The following is a 21,713-nucleotide window of genomic DNA, read 5'->3' as shown; positions in this document are numbered from 1 at the left end:
TGTAAGCGTGGCGACACGTTTCGAGGGTTCGAATCCCTTCCTCTCCATCATGGACGCTTAGCTCAGCTGGGAGAGCACCTGCCTTACAAGCAGGGGGTCACAGGTTCGATCCCTGTAGCGTCCATTGGTCGCATGGTCTAGCTGGTTAGGACGCCTGCCTGTCACGCAGGAGATCGCGGGTTCGAGCCCCGCTGTGACCGCTACAAGTTTTAAAAAGACATGTACAATTTTCAGTGTAAAGTAAGGCGCAATTCCTTACCATGTTATTTCGGCCTTGAGTCGATATATATTTTATTTAGTATTAGGGATATAGTTAAACGGTAGAATAGCGGTCTCCAAAACCGTTGATGGGGGTTCGATTCCCTCTATCCCTGCCATGGCGGTAGTGGTGAAGTGGTTAACACACTGGTTTGTGGATCCAGCATGCGAGGGTTCGATCCCCTTCTACCGCCCTAAGCTTTAGGGCTTTATCATATGCCGCTGTGGCGGAATTGGCAGACGCGCTGGACTCAAAATCCAGTGGTGGCAACACCGTGTGGGTTCGACTCCCACCGGCGGCATTATTAAACAACCTTTCAGGTTGTTTTTTTTTATATTTCATGTATAATTAGTACCTGTAGTACTGTGAATAAATATGATTTTTGCGAAATATTGTCCGCAAGTTCTTTATATTGAAGCAAACGTTATCTGCGGAAACAGGGGCGATTGCTTTTTTTGTGCTCATAGGTTACTTTTTCAAGCCACATAGCTTGATTTGTAATCAAACAGTAATGTAAACACGGTAAATAATTAATGAGGTGATAAGTGTGGCAGGACATTTAGTTAAGTACGGTAAGCACCGTACTCGTCGGTCTTATGCAAGTATCAAAGAGGTCTTAGATGTACCAAATTTGATTGAAATTCAAACGGCATCATATCAATGGTTCTTAGATGATGGTATCAAAGAAATGTTTGGAGACATCATGCCAATCGATGATTTCCAAGGAACATTATCATTGGAATATGTTGATTATCAGTTGATGGAACCCAAATATAACATTGATGAAGCACGTGAACATGATGCTAACTACTCAGCACCATTACACGTAACTTTGCGTTTGACTAACCATGAAACTGGTGAAATCAAGTCTCAAGATGTTTTCTTTGGTGATTTTCCATTGATGACGGAGCAAGGAACGTTCATTATCAACGGTGCTGAACGTGTTATTGTTTCTCAATTAGTGCGTTCACCAGGTATCTATTACAATCAAGAAACAGATAAAAATGGTCGTCCTCATTATGGCACAACCGTCATTCCTAACCGTGGTGCATGGTTAGAATATGAAACTGATGCAAAAGGTATTGCAAACGTTCGTATTGATCGTACACGTAAATTGCTCATGACTGAGTTGGTTCGCGCGTTGGGATTTGGCTCTGATTCTGATATTATTGATATTTTTTCAGATCAGTATGATGCTTTGAATATGACTTTGGAAAAAGACGTTCACAAAGACATGTCTGATTCTCGTGTCGAAGAATCTTTGAAAGATATCTATGAACGCTTGCGTCCTGGTGAACCCAAAACGGCAGATTCATCACGTGCGTTGTTGGTTGCACGTTTCTTTGATCCAAAACGTTATGATTTAGCATCTGTTGGTCGTTACAAAATCAACAAAAAGTTGTCTTTGAAGACACGCTTGTTAAATCAGACATTAGCAGAGACTTTGGCTGATCCTGATTCAGGTGAAATTATTGCCGAAAAAGGAACCTTAGTTGACAAGTCAGTGATGGCTAAATTATCACCATTTTTGGATCGTGATGATTTCAAGACAACAACTTATACACCTTCTGGTGATGCTGTTCTTGAAGAACCTGTAACATTACAAAAGATTAAAATTGAAGCACCTGAAAATCCTGATAAGACGCTGCTGTTGATCGGAAACGGTCATATTGATGAACATGATCGTACAGTTCGTCCAGCCGACATTTTGGCTGGCATGAACTACTTCTTGAACTTACAAGAAGGTGTTGGATCAGTCGATGATATTGATCATCTTGGAAATCGTCGTATTCGATCAGTTGGAGAATTACTACAAAACCAATTCCGTATTGGATTAACACGTATGGAACGTGTTGTACGCGAACGTATGTCAATTCAAGACGCCAATACAGTTACGCCGCAACAATTGATTAATATTCGTCCTGTTGTTGCTGCTGTTAAGGAATTTTTTGGTTCTTCACAGTTGTCACAGTTTATGGATCAAACCAACCCACTGGGTGAAATGAACCATAAGCGTCGTTTGTCAGCTCTTGGACCAGGTGGTTTGACACGTGATCGTGCCGGTGTTGAAGTCCGAGATGTTCATTACACGCACTATGGCCGAATTGACCCAATTGAAACACCTGAAGGTCCTAACATTGGTTTGATTAACTCACTGGCTACTTATGGCCGTATTAACAAGTATGGTTTTGTTGAAACACCATACCGTCGTGTTGATTGGACAACTCACAAAGTTACCGACAAAATTGACTATTTGACGGCTGATGAAGAAGATAATTACATTGTTGCACAAGCCAACTCACCATTGAATGAAGATGGTAGCTTTGTACACAATACGGTTATGGCGCGTTTTGGTGAAGAAAACATTGAAACACCAATTGATCGCATTGATTACATGGACGTTTCGCCTAAACAAGTTGTTTCCGTTGGAACAGCTGCAATTCCTTTCTTGGAAAACGATGATTCCAACCGTGCTTTGATGGGTGCCAACATGCAACGTCAAGCTGTACCATTGCTTGATCCACATGCGCCACTTGTTGGTACAGGTATTGAATACAAGGCCGCGCACGATTCAGGTGTTGCTATGATTTCTCGTGCAGCTGGTGAAGTTGAATATGTTGATGGACGTCAAATTCGTGTGCGTCGTGAAGATGGACAACTTGACACCTATGAATTGATGAAGTTCCGTCGTTCAAATGGTGGTAAAAACTATAACCAAAAGCCAATTGTTCATGCTGGTGAGCACGTTGAAGCTGATGAAGTTTTGGCTGATGGTCCATCAATGGAACAAGGAGAGTTAGCTTTGGGTCAAAACCCACTGATTGCTTTCATGACTTGGCAAGGTTACAACTTCGAAGATGCTATCGTTTTGAATGAACGTTTGGTTCGCGAAGATGTTTATACATCAATTCATATTGAAGAATATGACTCAGAAGCGCGTGACACAAAACTTGGACCGGAAGAAATGACACGCGAAATTCCTAATACTGGTGAAGACCAGTTGAAGGATTTGGATGCTGATGGTATTATTCGTGTCGGTGCTGAAGTTCATGATGGTGATATTTTGGTTGGTAAAGTGACACCAAAGGGTGTCACAGAATTATCTGCCGAAGAACGCTTGCTTCATGCTATCTTTGGAGAAAAAGCACGTGAAGTGCGTGATACATCATTACGTGTCCCTCACGGTGGCGGTGGTGTTGTTCAAAACGTACGTATTTATACACCAGAAAATGGTGATGAGTTAGCACCAGGTGTTAATATGATGGTACGTGTCTACATTGCTCAGAAGCGTAAGATTCAAGTTGGTGATAAAATGGCTGGCCGTCATGGAAACAAAGGAACTGTTTCTGTGGTTGTCCCTGAAGAAGATATGCCATACATGCCAGATGGCACACCAATTGACATTTTGCTCTCACCAATGGGCGTGCCTTCACGTATGAACATTGGGCAAGTTTTGGAACTTCACTTAGGATTTGCTGCAAAACAACTTGGTATTCACGTTGCCTCACCTGTCTTTGACGGTGCTAGTGATGATGAAATTGAAGCCGCATTACGCGAAGCCGGCTTGCCACAAGATGGTAAATCAGTTGTTTATGATGGCCGTACGGGTGAAGCATTCGACAAACGTGTTGGCGTTGGTGTCATGCACTATATGAAGTTAGCCCACATGGTCGACGATAAGATACACGCGCGTTCTATTGGACCATACTCGCTTGTTACGCAACAGCCTTTGGGTGGTAAAGCGCAATTTGGTGGACAGCGTTTCGGTGAAATGGAAGTTTGGGCATTGGAAGCTTATGGTGCTGCTTATACCTTGCAAGAAATCTTGACATACAAGTCAGATGATGTTGCTGGACGTGTTAAAGTTTATGAGTCAATCATCAAGGGTGAACCAATTCCACGCCCTGGTGTGCCAGAATCATTCCGTGTCTTGGTAAAAGAATTGCAAGCACTTGGTCTAGACATGCAGGTCTTGGATGGATCGGGCGATGAAGTAGAATTGCGTCAAATGGATGAAGATGATTCGATTTTACCAGTTGATGCACTTGAAAAATTGGCTCGTACAAATCCAGATTTGTTAAATAAAGAAGACGAAGAAGTTGCAGCAGCCTTTTCTAAGGTTGAAGCACAAGATACAGCTGCATCAGACGGCAATAATTAAGAAAGGTAACAGCAAATAGATGGCAATCGATGTTAACAAGTTTGAAAGTATGCAAATCGGTTTGGCATCACCAGATAAGATTCGTTCATGGTCTTATGGTGAAGTAAAAAAGCCAGAAACGATTAATTATCGAACATTAAAGCCTGAAAAAGACGGTTTGTTCGATGAACGCATTTTCGGACCTACAAAAGATTATGAATGTGCCTGTGGTAAATACAAGCGAATCCGATATAAAGGTATCGTCTGCGACCGTTGTGGTGTTGAAGTAACATCATCAAAAGTACGTCGCGAGCGTATGGGTCACATCGAATTGGCTGCACCTGTTACACATATTTGGTATTTCAAAGGTATTCCTTCACGAATGGGTCTTGTTTTGGATATGTCACCTCGTTCACTTGAAGAAATTATCTACTTTGCGTCATACGTTGTCATTGAACCTGGTGATGCACCAGTTGAGAAGAAGCAAATGGTGACGGAACGCGAATACCGCCAATTGAAAAAAGAATATGGTGCTGGCTTTAAGGCTGGTATGGGTGCGGAAGCAATTAAAGAATTGTTGGCTAATGTTGATTTAGCTGGCGAAGCTGATGAGTTGAAGCGCGAATTGCAAGAAGCTACTGGTCAAAAACGTGTACGCGCTGTACGTCGTTTGGACATTGTTGAAGCGTTCTTACAATCTGACAATAAGCCTGAATGGATGGTAATGGACGTTGTGCCTGTTATCCCACCAGACTTGCGTCCAATGGTCCAATTGGAAGGTGGTCGTTTTGCGACTTCTGATTTGAATGATTTGTATCGCCGTGTGATTAACCGCAACAATCGTTTGAAGCGTTTGTTGGACTTAAATGCCCCAGGTATTATTGTTCAAAACGAAAAGCGTATGTTACAAGAAGCTGTTGACGCCTTGATTGATAATGGTCGTCGTGGTCGTCCAGTGGCTGGTCCTGGTAACCGTCCATTGAAATCACTTTCACACATGCTAAAAGGTAAGCAAGGTCGTTTCCGTCAAAACTTGCTTGGTAAGCGTGTCGATTATTCTGGTCGTTCAGTTATTGATGTTGGACCTTTCTTGAAGATGAACCAAATGGGATTGCCTGTACCAATGGCAATCGAATTGTTCCGTCCATTTATCATGAAAGAATTAACAACACGTAAGTTGGCTGGTAACGTCAAATCTGCTAAGCGTAAGATTGATAAAGCTGACGGCGATGTCATGGATGTTTTGGAAGATGTTATTAAAGAACACCCTGTTTTGTTAAACCGTGCACCTACGTTGCACCGTTTAGGCATTCAAGCGTTTGAGCCAGTGTTAGTTTCAGGTAAAGCAATGCGTTTGCATCCGCTGGTTACTGAAGCCTATAACGCAGACTTTGATGGTGATCAGATGGCGATTCACGTGCCATTATCTGATGAAGCACAAGCTGAAGCACGTTTACTAATGCTTGCCGCTGGGCACATTTTGGCACCAAAAGATGGAAAGCCAATCGTTGCGCCATCACAGGACATGGTTATTGGTAACTATTACCTAACTACTGAGGAAGCTGGTCGCGAAGGCGAAGGGATGATTTTCTCAAGTGTTGATGAAGCACGCATTGCTTTTGCAAGTAAAGTTGTTCATTATCATACACGTGTTGGAATCCAAACGTCTTCATTCCCAGCTGAAAAGCCATTTACAGACGAACAACGTTCTAAAGTAATGGTTACATCAGTTGGAAAGCTAATTTTTAATGAAATTTTACCAACTGATTTTCCGTTTATCAACGAACCATCTGAGGATAACTTTAAGGGCGTCGATGATCGTTTCTTCATTGAGTCAGGTGAAGATATTCATGATTATCTAGCAGAAACGCCAATCATTGGTGCTTTCAAAAAAGGATTCTTATCAGATATTATTGCTGAAGTTTACAAGCGCTACAAAGTGACGGAAACGTCACTGTTACTGGATCGCATGAAAGACTTAGGCTATGAAAAGTCAACTGAATCTGGTTTGACAGTTGCTATGACTGATGTGACAGATTTGAAAGAAAAGCCTGCTATTCTTGAAGATGCGCATAACCAAGTTGCTACTGTAACCAAGCAATTCCGTCGAGGACTGATTACGGATGCTGAGCGCTACCAACGAGTTACTGAAATTTGGACAAAAGCCAAGGATATCATTCAAGATAAGCTGATTGAATCATTTGAACCAACTAATCCAATTTTCATGATGCAAGACTCAGGTGCTCGTGGTAACATTTCAAACTTCGTTCAATTGGCTGGTATGCGTGGTCTGATGGCCGGACCTGGTGGTAAAATTATTGAATTGCCAGTTACAGCTAACTTCCGTGAAGGTTTGACAGTGATGGAAATGTTTATTTCTACTCACGGGGCCCGAAAGGGAATGTCAGATACAGCCTTGAAGACGGCTAACTCAGGATACTTGACGCGTCGACTAGTTGATGTTGCGCAAGATGTTATTGTTCGTGAATTCGACAATGATTCTGATCGTGGTGTTGCCGTTAAAGCAATCATGGATGGCACATCAGTTGTTGAACCACTTTACGATCGTATTTTGGGACGTTATGCAATGAAGTCAGTGTTTGATCCAGAAACTGGTGAAAAGATTGTTTCTCGTAATGAAATGATTGATGAAGATGTTGCCAAAGCGATTGTCAATGCTGGCATTGAAGAAGTAACGATTCGTTCTGTCTTTACGTCAACAACAGAGCACGGTGTTTCAGTACTCGACTATGGTCGTAACTTAGCATCTGGTGAAGAAGTTGAAGTGGGTGAAGCTGTTGGAACTGTTGCTGCACAATCAATTGGTGAACCAGGTACGCAATTGACAATGCGTAACTTCCATACAGGTGGTGTTGCCGGTGGTAATGATATTACGCAAGGTTTGCCTCGTGTCCAAGAAATTGTTGAAGCACGTATTCCTAAGGGACGTGCAGAAATTTCTGAAGTGACTGGTGTTGTGACTGCAATTGAAGAAAACCCAGCAGAACGTACGAAAGCTGTCACTATTGAAGGTGAAACGGATACGCGTACGTATACTTTGCCGCTCACTGCACGCATGCGTTTTGCAGAAGGTGACGAGATCCAACGTGGTGATGCTATTAATGAAGGACCAATTGATCCTAAGGAATTATTAGCTGTTACAGATACGTTAACAACAGAATCATACATGTTAACAGAAATTCAAAAAGTTTACCGTTTACAAGGTATTGAAGTTTCGGATAAGCATATTGAAGTTATGATTCGTCAAATGTTGCGTAAAGTGCGTGTGATGGATCCGGGCGAAACAGACTTATTGCCAGGAACATTGATGGATATTGCTGATTTCAAGCGCGCTAATGAACCAGCATTGTTTGAAGGTCTTGTGCCGGCAACTGCTCGTCCAGTTTTGCTTGGTATTACTAAGGCTGCGTTAGAAACAAATTCATTCTTGTCAGCTGCGTCATTCCAAGAAACAACACGTGTCTTGACTGATGCTGCTATTCGTGGTAAAAATGATCCACTAGTTGGTTTGAAAGAAAACGTTATTATTGGAAAGATCATTCCTGCCGGAACGGGTATGGCGGAATATCGTAAGATTAAGAGTAAGGTTGTTGGTGATGTTATCGCACAACCTGAACTTGAGACAGAAGATACACCCGACATTCCAAAATTAGATGATGTCGCTAAGGCATTTGAAGATTAATAGTGATGACTACAAAGCCGCTCATTTTTCGAATGAGCGGTTTTTTTGATTTAAAGAAAATAAAATCAACAGGCGAATGTGCACGTTATGCCAAAAATGATGTCGATTATGCCAAAAGGGTATGTGTTTTCAGTTGTTTAAGATAAACTAATTATTGTTCTGCAGAACGATGTTTGAAAAGTTATACGCAATCTATCATAATTGCGTATAATTGAATTATGCATAATTTAAATTACGAACAAATGAACGGATTGGCATTGGCTTATATTGGAGATGCAATTTATGAATTAGAAGTGCGACAACATTTGTTAGCAATGGGTTTGACAAAGGTAAATGATCTTCAAAAAAGAAGTAAACATTACGTGTCGGCTAAAGCCCACGCAGCAATTTTTCAACGCATGTCAGACGATCAAATTCTTTTCGAAGATGAACTAATCTACTTTAAGCGTGGTCGAAACGCCAAATCACACACGAAAGCAAAAAATACTGATGTCGTTACCTATAGAATTTCGACAGGCATTGAAGCATTGTTTGGTTATTTATATTTGTCTAACCGTCAAAAACGATTGCAAACGTTAATGGCATGGATCTTTGACGAAATTGAAACTGGGAGAATAAAGAAATGAAACGTGATGAAGCAGGTGAATTCATTTATGGTCATCATGCCAGTGTTGAAGCACTAAAAAGCAAACAAGAAATCAACAAAGTTTGGGTACAAACTGGCCTGCAAGATAAAATGCGCAATGAAGTTTTGCAGTTTGCAAAAAAAAGGGGATTAGTTGTTCAGCAAGCCCCTAAATCGAAATTAGATGAATTAACTGATGGCGGGAACCATCAAGGTGTTGTGCTGAGTGTTGCCGCTTTTGAGTATGCCTCAATTGATGATTTATTTGATCGAGCCAGTCAACAAGATGAAGAGCCATTTTTTTTGATTTTAGATGGTATTGAGGATCCACATAATTTAGGATCAATTTTAAGAACGGCCGACGCTGCTGGCGTCCACGGTATTATCATTCCTAAACGTCGCGCGGTTCAACTGACCGCGACAGTGGCCAAAACATCCACGGGTGCTATCGAACACGTGCCAGTCGCTCGTGTGACTAATTTGGCAGCAGTTGTCGAGTCACTCAAAAAGCGTGGCGTCTGGATATTTGGTACCGACATGTCTGGTGAAGATTATCGTCGCTTGGATGCCAAGGGAGCCACGGCTTTAATCATTGGCAACGAGGGGAAGGGCATTTCGCCACTTTTGAAGAAAAAGGTGGATGGTATGTTAACAATTCCAATGATTGGGCATGTTCAGAGTTTAAATGCCAGTGTTGCAGCTAGTTTATTGATATATCAAGGATATAATTCACGTCATCCGTTATAATACGCATACCAAATAAACAGAATAGCACGATGATATCTATCTTATATTCTGTTAATGTATGCGACAAACGGGAGCATAATATTGACGAAAGATAGGCTGTTAGCCACAGTAATTGCGGCAAAAAAAGGACATGATTGTGCATACAGTGTGCTAATAAAACATTTAAAACCTGCTATTTTTAACGTTCATAAGCGAAAAATAAGTGGGCATATTAAAAAGGATGATTGGTATTCCGAGGGACTTGAAATACTAATGAAGTGTGTGAAACGGTATGAAGTAGCATGCCCACGTGCAAAATTTTCGACTTACTTTATTACTGCGCTATCAAATCGAGCTATTGATTTGTTGCGACATCATAACACTGAAAAAGCACAGTTTTGTCAAAAGATGATTTGGGTCGATGATGATGAAAAACCCATAGATATTGCTACAGACACGTATAATCCAGAAGTTATTGTTGGTTTACGAGAGTCTATTAACCAATTAAGTTTAGCAAAATCGACTTCATTCAAGCATGCAGTCCTACAAATGATAGGTGCTTTGAAATACGATATTGCTGAGAGTGATAAACGGCGGTTTGAACAAATGCAATATCGTCTCAAAAAAATGATAGAAGCTGGTGTGAAATAATGAAAAAAGCCTTGTAACGTGATTATTATTCACGCTACAAGGCTTTTTGAGTGTAGGAGTTTTAAGGTGTTGGACGGCCAGTATTATCTGTTTTTGTCAACAAATACTCTTGAATTAGTGAAACAACTTCACTATTTTCCGGTAAGCTTGAATGTTGGGCATCACTGCCAGAAACAGTGATTTGGGTATAGGCTTTAACATGTTTTTGAAAGATGTATTTTCCAGCGATGACACTTTGTACAGGCACAATACCGTCGTCTGTATAATCTTCTGTGCCGGCAATTGAGTAAACCGACAATCCTTTGGGCAAGTTTTTACTCTTGTTGATATAATCAGTTAACATCACTGTCCGACGAGCCAACGTCACTTCAGAAAAATTATAAGGCGTGCCTAACGTCATGAGCGTTGTCATGTTAAAATTGTCAGAGCTATAATAGTTTTCCAAAAATCCAGTCCAAATCAAACCGCCGTTGGAATGCCCGATTGCTTGAAAATTTCTAAAATGATAACGTTCTTGCAAATCGGTCATGGCTGTGTTTAGCCAACGATATTGTTTTTTGATATTATCATATCCATCTCGATTGTTTTGAAAACCAATGACGATAAATGGTTGTTCATCATTAGCTCTAATATGCCCTGAGTATACTAATTTGCCATCAGTATTGACTTGGACCTTTAAAATGCTGTGCGTTGATTTAGGATTATTTAATTTACTTAGTAAATTATCAAACCGATTAATTGTGGCGCTAGATCCGGGAATAAAAATAATCGGTGCCATTCGAGAGTTTTGAATTTTTGCTTGATTATTATTAGTATGTGTTACCCAATCGTGACCAAAAAAACCAATGATAGCCATGAGTAACAAACTTAATATGATAATTACTTTATTTCTCATAGCTGACCTCGGATGTTTCTATGACAATAAATGGTCTGTAAATAACAACGGATAGTGCAAAAATGATAACGACAATTAGCAATGACCAACTGTCATTACTCCCCAAGAAAGAAACGAGTGTGCTTGGTGTCGTGTTGGGTGTTGAAAGTGTTGCTGGCTTAATGAGATGGGTCACAATAGCGGTATAACCGATTAATGTGCCAAGTAGGCTTGTCAAAATCATGGGGACAAGCATTAACGGTCGTAAAAATATTGGTAAGCCAAAGTATAACAGCTGATTACTATTGAATAAGCTAGGTAGGAGTGACAGCATACCTAAATGCTGTTGCTTTTTTCTAATGGAGAATAGGAGAATAAAGCTGATTGCTAATGTGCTGCCAACACCACCAAATAAAGAAAAAGCTGTGTAGACACTATAAAGGTTAGTTGGATAAGGCAGTGTAGCATTTGTGTTTGTCAAAATTGTATCTAAATTTTTAATGACAGCATTAATAGTGCTGGGATTATTAATTAATTCACGCGGCAAACCAATTCCTAGCCACCACAGTAGTGGCGCCACTACGCTAATAATCACCAGACCAATGAAGGTTGTAAAAAAATTGTTAGATAACAAGGTATTCAATGCAGATCGAACCACGCTGCGTTGAATAGCAAAATGTAAAGCAACATCAATTAGTAAAATCAGGGCAGCCCAAATCAAAAATCTGACAGCAAACGGTTGCGGATTATCACCGCTGACAAATTTTTGATAAAAATAGAAACTTTCACAACTAATGAAAGACAGCAGAATGACTAACAAATACTGTGAAGTATCATAAGTTGGTGTTTGGCCTTTACCTAAAAATAAAAAATAAGTGCCTAAAAAATTAGTGAGGGTGGGTAAGGTCGTTTGCGTTACTTTCCGAACCGACAAATAGCGTTTGGTAAAAGTTGCTGATAGAATCATCAGAACAAATACTTCTAACAAGGAGAGCATTTCTTGTAATTGGAAAATAGCAGGTATTCTTAATCGCCAATCAAATAGTGTTACGAACAACGCATTTGGTGACAAGATGAGCTGCGAGATAAGTCGTGCGTAGACACAAACTGCCAGAAGAGGGAGTGTCTGTTTCATGGCGAAGAGCGTGGTACTAATCATCCTATTTTTAAGGACGAAGTTATCTAGTTTCGTAGTGATATCGATTGTTTTTTTTATCATGTTGCTCCAGTATTGAAACACAATATTAACATTTTGAAATATATGTGTTATAATTAGTTCTATTATGTCGTTGTAACTGTATTTTTTTGTTACTTCGATTATACATTAATCCATTCAGATGGGGGTATTTTGAATGATAAAACAGTTCTTTCAGCGTCCAATAGTTAATTTCATTGGTCGTACACTCTTTTATTTCATCATCATTTTGGTATTATTATACCTTTATGGTTATTCAGGTGTTGGTGAGGGGCACTTTATCTATAACGAGTTTTAAATGGGGGAATTAACATGATTAGTAACGTGATTAATCAAATTGATGCAATTGCGCAAAACACCGGTGACTTGATTGCATACGATGAATTAGGACGTACACACACATATGCGCAGCTAAAGTCAGGATCAGACAGTCTGGCGGCTCATATTGATAGCCTTAATTTACCAACTGGAGCGCCAATTATGGTTTATGGCGGGCAACAGTTTGAGATGATTGCTAGCTTTTTAGGTAGTACCAAGTCAGGACACGCTTATATTCCAGTTGACAAGAGTTCTGCTGATGAGCGTCTAACCGACATATTAGAGATTGGCAAGCCAGCGCTTGTGATTGCTGTTGATGAGTTGCCGATTGAGATTACTTCAGTGCCGGTGATTGATCCAAAAGCACTTACCAGTATTTTTGACAATGAAACGTCTTATCAAATAACACATCCAGTTGAGGGTGACGATAATTTCTATATCATATTCACATCTGGTACAACAGGTAAACCGAAGGGCGTTCAGATCTCACATCGTAACCTAATTAGTTTTGCAGATTGGATGTTGAGCGATGACTTCAATTGGCCAGAAAAAAGCCAAGTTTTGTCACAGCCACCTTACTCATTTGACCTATCTGTTATGGATTGGGCACCAGCACTATTGTCTAGCAGCACACTAAAAGCGCTGCCAAAAGAAACGGCAGATGATTTCAAAACATTATTTGGAACATTGCCTAAATTGGACCTCAATATTTGGGTTTCGACACCATCGTTTGCTGATGTCGCTTTGCTGGATCCTAATTTTACTCAAGAAAATTTGCCACAGTTGACGCATTTTCTTTTCTGTGGTGAAGTGCTGACGAGTACAACTGCTCAAAAGTTACTATCACGATTTCCAAATGCAACAGTATATAACACCTATGGTCCAACAGAAGCGACGGTAGCGGTTTCTGGTTTGCCAATTACCGAAGCGGTTATTGCAACTAACGACAAGATGCCAATCGGCTACGTCAAATCAGATACAACAATCAAAATTCAGGATCCCGATGGGCAAGACGTGCCAGCCGGAGAAACTGGCGAAATTGTAATTTGTGGACCTTCTGTTTCAAAGGGATACCTTAATAATCCTGAAAAAACGGCACAAGCTTTTAAACAAATTGATGGACATCAGGCTTATAAAACTGGTGATTTGGCAACCATGGATTCTTCTGGATTGTTGCATTATCGTGGTAGAAGTGATTTTCAAATAAAGTTGCATGGTTTCAGAATTGAACTAGAAGAGGTTGCACAACAGTTGCAACAGAGTCACTTTGTGGCACAAGCAGCAGCAGTACCACGCTATGATGACGAAGGAAAAGTGAAACAATTGCTAGCCGTCATTGTTGCTAGCGACAACTCATTTGAAAAGCCTATGCAATTAACCAATGCCATTAAAGACGAATTGAAAGACATTATGATGCCTTATATGGTACCTGGTCGTTTTATCTATCGAGAAGCGATGCCGCTCACACCCAACGGCAAAATTGATTTAAAAGGATTGATTGCTGAGGTGAATGGGGATGCTTAATTTACAACCTTATGCTGATCCAAAATATTTTATTATTTTGTTACTGGCATTATTGCCCTTGGCTATCGGCTTGTACTTTGGCAAGCGTTTTGCCTGGTATGAAGTAATAGTCTCAGTTGTCTTTATCTTTTTGATGTTTGATGGGCATAAGTATCATGAAGGATTCGCCTTAATTGGTTATATGATCTGGCAATGGTTACTAGTCTGGGCTTATACGATATATCGTAAAAAAGCTAACAATAGCTGGGTATTTTATGGCGCAACAGTCTTGGCGATTGTGCCACTGGCACTCGTAAAAATTGCTCCTGCTGCACATTGGACACATGTTACGACGCTGCTTGGTTTTATGGGAATTTCATATTTAACTTTCCGATCAGTTGCCATGATTATGGAAACGCGAGATGGGACTATTAAAGCGTTTAACCCTTGGCTGTTCCTGCGCTTCATGCTTTTCTTACCAACAATATCATCCGGACCGATTGATCGATATCGTCGTTTTGTGAAAGATATTGAAAGTGTACCGGCGCGAGAAAAATACTTAGACATGCTTGGAAAAGCTGTTCACTTTTTCTTTCTTGGATTTTTGTACAAATTTGTTTTATCTTACATTTTTGGCACCTTGCTTCTGCCAAGAGTTGAACATATGGCAATGCTATCGGCGCATGCTAATGGTGGATGGTCTTGGTGGCTAATTGGTGTCATGTATGCGTATGGATTTGATTTGTTCTTTGACTTTGCTGGATACTCATTGTTTGCAGTTGCAACTGGTTATGTCATGGGTATAGAAGTGCCAATGAACTTTAATTTGCCATTCTTGTCCAAAAACTTGAAAGAATTTTGGAATCGTTGGCACATGACACTATCATTTTGGTTCCGTGATTTTGTTTTCATGAGGTTGGTCTTCATGATGATGAAAAACAAATGGTTCAAGAGTCGAATTACGACTTCTAACGTGGCTTATATAGCCAATATGTTGTTAATGGGCTTCTGGCACGGATTAACTTGGTATTATATCGCCTATGGTTTATTCCATGGTGTTGGCCTAGTGGTCAACGATGCATGGTTGCGATATAAGAAAAAGCATCATGTACCGCATAATAAGTTTACAGAAGCGTTCGCCATTGTCTTGACGTTCCACGTCGTGATGATTAGTTTCTTACTCTTTAGTGGTTTTTTGGATACCTTATGGTTCCATCATCATCATTAATCGTTAGTAGTACAATATAACTTACAGGAGAAATAACATGGATGTAAAAACAGAAGTAGTAGAAATTTTAAACACTATTATTGGTGAAGACATTTCAGATCAAATGGACGACGATTTTTTTGAAAGTGGATTGCTCGATTCAATGGCAACTGTTGAATTGCTACTTGATTTAGAAACCAAGTTCGACATTCAAGCACCAGTTTCAGAATTTGATCGCAATGATTGGAACACGCCTAATAAGGTGATTGCTAAAGTTGAATCTTTGATGGGTTAATACGATGAATAAAAAGCGGGGGCTGTGGTGGATTTTTGGTCCGGTAATTTTGGCATTTGTCATGGTTACTGTACTGTTATTAGTACCATTTTCATTAAGTCAAATCTCAAATAAAGATATTCAAGAGGCGTCGGTTTCATTCTCAAAAAATGTGTTTAAAGGTGAAACAGTTAAAATGCAAGCATTTAATGATCCGGATACGCACTATGTGCCATTCTTTGGATCAAGTGAATTATTGCGATTAGATACGATGCATCCTAGCATGTTAGCAGAGAAGTATGATCGTAATTATCGACCATTTTTACTTGGACAGGCAGGAACTGAGTCATTGGCGCATTATTTGGGGATGCAGGAAATGACGCCAGCATTGCATAAAAAGCAGGCAGTTTTTGTTATTTCGCAACAATGGTTCACTAAGCGGGATACAAAATGGGCATTTCCAGAATTTTACTCACCTTTGCAAACCGTGAACTGGTTGCGTAATATTACTAAAATCACACCAACTGATCGGTTCATTGCGCGCCGATTGTTACAGCAAAAGCAAGTGTGCGATAGTGATTTTTATGCTAACCTAATCACTAAAATTAAGAATAATCAACCACTATCTGAAACTGATCAGAATATGTTGATTATTCGTAATCGTATGTTGGTTCGTGAAGATCAATTGTTCTCAAATATAACGCTAACGAATAACTGGAACAAAAAAGTTAAGCCGGCGTTAAAAAGATTACCAAATGCTGATAATCAAAGTCTTTTGATTAAACAGGCGGATAAGTTTGCTAAAAAGCAAACAAGCAATAATCCGTTTGGCATTAAAAATAGTTTCTTTAAACAACGTGTTAAGCCGCGATTGAAGCGCTTAGCACAATCACAGACAAACTTTGATTACCGCCAGTCGGAAGAATATGGTGATTTTCAAGCAGTTTTACAAGAATTTGCTAAGGAACATACAGATGTGTTGTTTATTATTCAACCTGTGAACCAAAAATGGTCAAAATATACAGGGTTGAATACTGAGATGTACTATCAAAGTGTTAACAAAGTTAAAAAGCAATTGAAGTCGCAAGGATTCAATAATATTGCTGACTTTTCACACGATGGTGGGAAAAAGTATTTCATGCAGGATACTATTCATATGGGCTGGCGTGGTTGGCTGGCAACCGATCAGGCTCTCAAACCTTTTTTTGCGAAAGGGTATCAAGCACCTAAATACAAAATTAACAATAATTATTTATCAGAAAAATGGCAAAATTTAATGCCAACGACTAATAATTTAGCTAATTTTAAATAAAACAGGAATGTAGAAGGTTAAGTGAGACAAATTAGTATTGTCATTGCTTAACCTTTTGCTACAATAGAGACATGATAATAGGAATTGGGAACGATACGGAATCAATTAGTCGCGTGAGACAAATTGTTGACCGACAATCAAACTTCATGCTGTCAATATTGACACCGGCAGAGCAAGAAGCGGCTAAACAGCGAAATGGTAAACATTTTGCTGAATTTGTTGCGGGCAGATTTTCCGCTAAAGAAGCGTTCTCAAAAGCTACTGGTTATGGCATTGGTGAAAAAGTTCATTGGCAGGATATTGAAATTCTAAATGAAACTAATGGACGACCAGTTATGACTGTTAAAAATTTTCCGTACCATACTTATGTTGCCATCACCCATAGTGGCGATCAAGTTAACACAATTGTTATTATTGAGCGTTTGACAATTTGGGAAAAAATAAGTGTAAGGTTATTGCCAAAAAGGGGTGTTCTCTCATGACAAATGATGAGATTTTAAATTTGAGACCAACATGGCTTGAGATTGATTTGAAGGCCATACAAGAAAATGCAAAAAAAGTTATGAGTTATGCCGGGGCAAAACGTTTAATTGCAGTGGTAAAGGCTAATGCATACGGGCATGGCATGGCGGCTGTTGCTCAAGCATTATTAGAGATTGGTGTGACGGACTTTGCTGTTGCAACAGTGGGTGAAGGTGTTGCATTACGCGAAAAACTGTCACAGGAAAATGTGACCATCACATTATTGGGTGTTCAAGATGTTAAGCAGACACCTATCATGGTTAAATATAGGCTGGCTCCTGCTGTGGGGACGACTGCTTGGTTAGAAGAGGCAATGAGCCAAATTACAAGTGGGCAACAGTTAAATGTTCAATTAGCGGTTGACACTGGTATGGGAAGAATGGGCGCACATTCTGAAGCAGCGGTTAAATCGCTCTATGATGTGATTAAATCTTCTGAACAGCTTGTTTTGTCAGGGGTATTCACGCATTTTGCAACCGCAGATGACAATAACGAGACCTATTATAAAAAACAAGTGGATAGCTTTTATCAATGGGTACAGGCGGCTAATATTCCCGCGGATTACTGGCATTTAGCTAATTCAGGTTCAGCAATTTGGCATCACAATGAAATTGATACTAATACTATTCGCGTCGGATCAGTTTTATATGGCTATAATCCAGGAACACCTGATTTGCCAATGCCTTTTGAGTTATCATCTGTTCTCTCACTAAAGTCTAAAATTGGTTCTGTACACCGCCTAGAAACAGGTGAATCTGTCAGTTATGGTGCAACATATACTGCAGAAATGCCACAATGGGTGGCCACACTACCAATCGGTTATGCCGATGGTTATTTACGCCGCATGTCGGGGATGAAAGTATTAGTTGATGGGCATATCGAGCATGTGATTGGACGTGTCACTATGGACCAAATTGTGATAACATTAAATAAAATGTATCCTGTTGGCACGGTAGTTACATTGATTGGTCAAGATGGTGAGCAGAAAATTACGTTAGAAGATGTTGCAAACTATGCAAAGTCTATCCCACATGAAATTTTAACAACGTTAGGGCCAAGGTTGCCCCGACACTACTAAAACAAAGCGCCAACTGGCGTGTACATATTAAAGCGAGAATATTATGACAATAGAACAACAAACAGTAATGCGTGGCGATGTTTTTTACGCCGATCTCAAACAGGGGCTTGGTTCTGAGCAAGCTGGTGTCCGACCTGTGTTAATCATTCAAAATGATGTTGGTAATGCTAATTCACCAACAACAATTATAGCGGCGATTACCTCACAGATTACGAAGCCAAAGTTACCAACGCATGTTTTACTTCCTGCACATTTAGGTGGGATGAAAAAAGATTCTGTCATTTTAGCGGAACAAGTTAGAACAATTGATAAACGCCGACTACGAGATAAAATTGCTCATATTCAGGCTAACTCTAAGGAAATGCAACAAGTTGCGCATGCTCTACGCATTAGCGTTGGGTTAAAATAAAAAACCGATTGATTTTATCGGTTTTTTGGTTGGTTTAAATTTGATATAGATGTATTGAATAAAATATCAGCACGATGTATGAGTTGGGGTACTGGTAAAAGAACGTCTGCTGTTAGCCAATCAACCATCAGCTTAATTAGCATTTGACTTAGAATGTTTGCAACAAATTTTTGTTCAGTTGTATGGCAGTTCTTAAATGGTAACCAATCACGGCGTAGGCGGGCGAGAAAGTCATCGAATAACTCGAAATCTAGGCCACCAGCATTTTGATAGGCAGCGGTGATAGCTTCACGGTAACGAATTAAAACGTTAAGGACAATTTTTGTTTGTTTATGATTGGTAACATCAAGTGTATGACCAATAGGATCGCAAGTTTGCTGTGTTAATTCATACAAAATTTCAGATAAAATTTTGTCCTCTAAACGGACGAGGAGAACTTGAGTGGGTGTATCAAAATATTTGTAAAAAGTTTTGCGATTGATGTTGGCACGTCGGGCAATTTCGGCAACTGTGATTTTTGATAATGGAACCTCGTGAAGTATGTCAATGACAGTCTCAAGAATTTTGTCTTGAGTTGCTTCACGACTTGCATTTTTCGACATTGTATTCTATCTCCTGATACACCAATAATCATATTATATGAGTTATTTTTTCATTTAAAATGGTCATATTATCGAAATGTGTCCAGTGGTTGAAACGATAACTATATTATTTTTGGTGCATATTTACTGAAATAGGCGTTTTGAATGCAAGAGAAAATATTGAAAATCATGGTAAAATGACGTGTAGTGTTATTTAACTTCCTTTTAACTTTGAATTCGTATAATAACGGTATAAAATAGGTACAATGGAGATATGAAAATGTCTAAAGCAATCAAAATATTATTAATCGAAGATGATGTCAATTTAGCGGATAACGTGGTTGGATTTTTGCAGGATTTTGCTGATGTTCAGGCAGTTACGGATGGTTTGGATGGTGAATTTGAGGCGCAAGAAGTGCCTTACGATCTGATTATTTCTGATTTAATGTTGCCTGGCGAGAATGGACTTGAGGTCATTAAGAATTTAAGGCATCACAATGTTGAGACACCAGTGCTCATTTTAACGGCGAAAAGCTCACTAGACGATAAAATTGAAGGCTTTAACGTTGGTGCTGATGACTATTTGACTAAGCCATTTCACAGAGAAGAATTGTTAGTGAGAGTGAAGGCTTTGTTACGTCGATCAGGTGTTTATTCTGAGGATAATACGATTACAGTTGGTGATGTGTTAATTAACTTGGAAAATAGAGGTGTCCAAGTTCATGGGCAACAAGTTAAATTAGTTGGTAAAGAATTTGATATATTAACTTATTTAGCTCAAAATAAAAATATCATTGTGACGCGCGATCAAATATTTGATCGCGTTTGGGGCATTGATTCTGATACCACAATCAATGTTGTTAATATTTATTTGAATAATTTACGTCGTAAACTAGAGGCGGTTGGTCAAAATGACTTAATCAAAACACTACGAAATATTGGATTTATTTTAGAGGTAAGCGATGCCTAGTATTATTAACAAAAAGCAGCAAGTCCGTGGATTTATTTGGCTCCTCGCCAGCTTTTTTGTTATCTTTTCGATTTTGGCCAGTGTGATTTTTCTATCGTACACACGGACAGTTTTTCAAAGCGCTGATAATGCAATTAACGAAGCCATTCGATTGTACGATAATCAAGGCCTATTATCGACCTCAGACAATAACGTAAAAAAATCTCAACCAATTGTAAGTTCGAGTACACGCGCAGATACTTGGTCATTTGATAAAAATGGCAAGTTGATTGTCGACACCTCTGTTACTGATCCAAGACAAAAAGCAATGCAGAAAGCGCTGCAAGCCACGGTTAAGTTTAAAAAGTCTACGTTAACGGACAAAGCGGAAACCTATAAAATAGCTGGAAACTATTATCGCGTTATTGGCGTTAAATTCAAAAAGAATGCGGCTAAAAGTTATGATACCATTGCTGCAAATGGCTTAATCATGGTAAATGTGACGGATACGATGATTAATTTAGCCCACTTCAAAAAAGTTCTTTTTTGGTCCTTTGGATTGTTTGGTTTACTAGCAGTGTTGGTTTCTTATATTATTTCACGTTTCAATATGCGACCTATATTGAAATCTTGGCAGCAACAACAAGATTTTGTCAATAATGCGGCACATGAGTTGCGGACACCAATGGCGGTCATACAAGGTAAGCTGGAAAATATGCTGATGAAGCCTGAGTCAACTGTGCGTGACCAATCGAATGCCATTATTTTGTCACTTTCAGAAGTTCGCCGATTAACTTCTTTAACTAACAATATGTTAACTTTGGCAAAATCTGGATCAAATATGACTAAAATCGAGAAAAAAGCGACGAATGTGTCGGAATTTTTGGGTGAAATCATTGCACCATACGAAGAAATGGCACAGTTTGATGGTAAGAAGGTGACGTTAAACGTTGATGTGGATCAAGAAGTTTTTATTGATCAAAAACGAATTCATCAATTGTTGGTACTGTTGCTTGATAATGCATTAAAATATTCAGATGAGGGCGCATTGGTCTCGGTTAAGGCCGGAATTGAAAAGAAAAAGTTCATTTTAAGTGTTGCGGATACTGGTCGCGGCATTAGTGATGAAGCTAAGAAACATGTTTTTGACCGCTTTTATCGCGAAGACAAGACTGGAAATCGTGAAACAGGTGGGACTGGATTAGGCTTATCAATTGCTGAATGGGTTGTACAGGCGCATGGTGGTAAAATAACGGTTTTGGATAATACCCCACAAGGTACTATTTTTAGGATTGCCCTACCACTTTAATATAGAATTTATGTTGATTAAATATGATAAACATATCAAATATGTTCACTGACATTTTTTTGAGCGACAGGGAACCA

The 21,713-nt window shown here is 39.5% G+C and carries 18 protein-coding genes and 5 tRNA genes; 20 read left to right on the top strand and 3 right to left on the bottom strand.

Going from position 1 to position 21,713, the window contains the following annotated elements:
• Window positions 1–51: 51 nt before the first annotated feature.
• The 10 genes from FF105_RS07715 to FF105_RS07670 all read left to right on the top strand — a co-directional run bounded on the left by FF105_RS07715 (window position 52) and on the right by FF105_RS07670 (window position 10,105).
• Window positions 52–124: transfer RNA gene (locus FF105_RS07715), tRNA-Val, on the top strand.
• Between the two features lie 2 nt (window positions 125–126).
• A tRNA-Asp gene (locus tag FF105_RS07710) sits at window positions 127–200 on the top strand.
• 103 nt (window positions 201–303) lie between these two features.
• Window positions 304–377, top strand: a tRNA-Trp gene (locus tag FF105_RS07705).
• Between the two features lie 2 nt (window positions 378–379).
• Window positions 380–452, top strand: a tRNA-His gene (locus FF105_RS07700).
• Between the two features lie 24 nt (window positions 453–476).
• Window positions 477–560, top strand: a tRNA-Leu gene (locus FF105_RS07695).
• Between the two features lie 246 nt (window positions 561–806).
• Window positions 807–4,421 (top strand): DNA-directed RNA polymerase subunit beta, encoded by a 3,615-nt coding sequence (gene rpoB / locus FF105_RS07690; RefSeq protein ID WP_148424296.1) that lies wholly within the window; start codon window positions 807–809, stop codon window positions 4,419–4,421.
• A 19-nt stretch (window positions 4,422–4,440) separates the two neighbouring features.
• Window positions 4,441–8,103 carry a DNA-directed RNA polymerase subunit beta' gene (gene rpoC, locus FF105_RS07685; protein ID WP_147651173.1) on the top strand — a complete coding sequence of 1,221 codons (3,663 nt, stop codon included), beginning with the start codon at window positions 4,441–4,443 and terminating at the stop codon, window positions 8,101–8,103.
• A 218-nt stretch (window positions 8,104–8,321) separates the two neighbouring features.
• Window positions 8,322–8,729: a Mini-ribonuclease 3 gene (locus FF105_RS07680; RefSeq protein WP_010278195.1), complete on the top strand. Its 408-nt coding sequence runs from the start codon at window positions 8,322–8,324 to the stop codon at window positions 8,727–8,729.
• Window positions 8,726–9,475 (top strand): 23S rRNA (guanosine(2251)-2'-O)-methyltransferase RlmB, encoded by a 750-nt coding sequence (gene rlmB, locus FF105_RS07675; RefSeq protein WP_147651174.1) that lies wholly within the window; start codon window positions 8,726–8,728, stop codon window positions 9,473–9,475. Before FF105_RS07680 ends, rlmB begins: the two co-directional genes overlap by 4 nt.
• Before the next feature lie 81 nt (window positions 9,476–9,556).
• Window positions 9,557–10,105: a sigma-70 family RNA polymerase sigma factor gene (locus FF105_RS07670; RefSeq protein WP_010278193.1), complete on the top strand. Its 549-nt coding sequence runs from the start codon at window positions 9,557–9,559 to the stop codon at window positions 10,103–10,105.
• A gap of 61 nt (window positions 10,106–10,166) precedes the next feature.
• Here the strand turns inward: FF105_RS07670 and FF105_RS07665 are convergent, their stop codons facing one another.
• Entirely contained in the window at window positions 10,167–11,000 is an 834-nt protein-coding gene (locus FF105_RS07665) for an alpha/beta hydrolase (protein WP_010278191.1), read from the bottom strand.
• The gene (locus tag FF105_RS07660; protein WP_228934951.1) at window positions 10,990–12,114 is read right to left on the bottom strand and encodes a PTS transporter subunit EIIC; all 1,125 of its coding nucleotides are present in this window, start codon (window positions 12,112–12,114) and stop codon (window positions 10,990–10,992) included. Before FF105_RS07660 ends, FF105_RS07665 begins: the two co-directional genes overlap by 11 nt.
• Window positions 12,115–12,331: 217 nt before the next feature.
• On the opposite strand from FF105_RS07660, the gene FF105_RS07655 reads away from it, so the two are divergent.
• The 8 genes from FF105_RS07655 to FF105_RS07620 all read left to right on the top strand — a co-directional run bounded on the left by FF105_RS07655 (window position 12,332) and on the right by FF105_RS07620 (window position 18,797).
• On the top strand, window positions 12,332–12,472 hold the full coding sequence (locus FF105_RS07655; RefSeq protein WP_031940993.1) for a teichoic acid D-Ala incorporation-associated protein DltX: 141 nt from the start codon (window positions 12,332–12,334) through the stop codon (window positions 12,470–12,472).
• Window positions 12,473–12,486: 14 nt separating this feature from the next.
• Window positions 12,487–14,016: a D-alanine--poly(phosphoribitol) ligase subunit DltA gene (gene dltA, locus FF105_RS07650; protein WP_010278186.1), complete on the top strand. Its 1,530-nt coding sequence runs from the start codon at window positions 12,487–12,489 to the stop codon at window positions 14,014–14,016.
• Window positions 14,009–15,223, top strand: a complete 1,215-nt coding sequence (gene dltB, locus FF105_RS07645; protein ID WP_010278183.1) for a D-alanyl-lipoteichoic acid biosynthesis protein DltB — start codon at window positions 14,009–14,011, stop codon at window positions 15,221–15,223. Before dltA ends, dltB begins: the two co-directional genes overlap by 8 nt.
• Before the next feature lie 37 nt (window positions 15,224–15,260).
• Window positions 15,261–15,497 carry a D-alanine--poly(phosphoribitol) ligase subunit DltC gene (dltC, locus tag FF105_RS07640; RefSeq protein ID WP_010278181.1) on the top strand — a complete coding sequence of 79 codons (237 nt, stop codon included), beginning with the start codon at window positions 15,261–15,263 and terminating at the stop codon, window positions 15,495–15,497.
• A 4-nt stretch (window positions 15,498–15,501) separates the two neighbouring features.
• Window positions 15,502–16,788: a D-alanyl-lipoteichoic acid biosynthesis protein DltD gene (gene dltD, locus FF105_RS07635; protein WP_010278179.1), complete on the top strand. Its 1,287-nt coding sequence runs from the start codon at window positions 15,502–15,504 to the stop codon at window positions 16,786–16,788.
• 71 nt (window positions 16,789–16,859) lie between these two features.
• Window positions 16,860–17,270: a holo-ACP synthase gene (gene acpS, locus FF105_RS07630; RefSeq protein ID WP_031940992.1), complete on the top strand. Its 411-nt coding sequence runs from the start codon at window positions 16,860–16,862 to the stop codon at window positions 17,268–17,270.
• The gene (gene alr / locus FF105_RS07625) at window positions 17,267–18,388 is read left to right on the top strand and encodes an alanine racemase (RefSeq protein ID WP_010278175.1); all 1,122 of its coding nucleotides are present in this window, start codon (window positions 17,267–17,269) and stop codon (window positions 18,386–18,388) included. Before acpS ends, alr begins: the two co-directional genes overlap by 4 nt.
• A 43-nt stretch (window positions 18,389–18,431) precedes the next feature.
• Window positions 18,432–18,797, top strand: a complete 366-nt coding sequence (locus tag FF105_RS07620; RefSeq protein ID WP_010278174.1) for a type II toxin-antitoxin system PemK/MazF family toxin — start codon at window positions 18,432–18,434, stop codon at window positions 18,795–18,797.
• Window positions 18,798–18,811: 14 nt separating this feature from the next.
• Here the strand turns inward: FF105_RS07620 and FF105_RS07615 are convergent, their stop codons facing one another.
• Entirely contained in the window at window positions 18,812–19,399 is a 588-nt protein-coding gene (locus tag FF105_RS07615; RefSeq protein WP_010278171.1) for a TetR/AcrR family transcriptional regulator, read from the bottom strand.
• A 259-nt stretch (window positions 19,400–19,658) separates the two neighbouring features.
• Here FF105_RS07615 and FF105_RS07610 point away from each other — a divergent pair, with 259 nt between their 5' ends.
• Together FF105_RS07610 and FF105_RS07605 are read left to right on the top strand one after the other, a co-directional pair.
• Complete coding sequence (locus FF105_RS07610) at window positions 19,659–20,348, top strand: response regulator transcription factor (RefSeq protein ID WP_010278168.1); 690 nt, start codon at window positions 19,659–19,661, stop codon at window positions 20,346–20,348.
• Window positions 20,341–21,636 carry a sensor histidine kinase gene (locus tag FF105_RS07605; protein ID WP_010278165.1) on the top strand — a complete coding sequence of 432 codons (1,296 nt, stop codon included), beginning with the start codon at window positions 20,341–20,343 and terminating at the stop codon, window positions 21,634–21,636. Before FF105_RS07610 ends, FF105_RS07605 begins: the two co-directional genes overlap by 8 nt.
• Window positions 21,637–21,713: the final 77 nt, after the last annotated feature.

The sequence above is a fragment of the Leuconostoc sp. UCMA20149 genome, from assembly GCF_030400235.1.
Lineage (GTDB): Bacteria > Bacillota > Bacilli > Lactobacillales > Lactobacillaceae > Leuconostoc > Leuconostoc pseudomesenteroides.
This window is presented reverse-complemented; position numbering and strand designations above follow the sequence as displayed.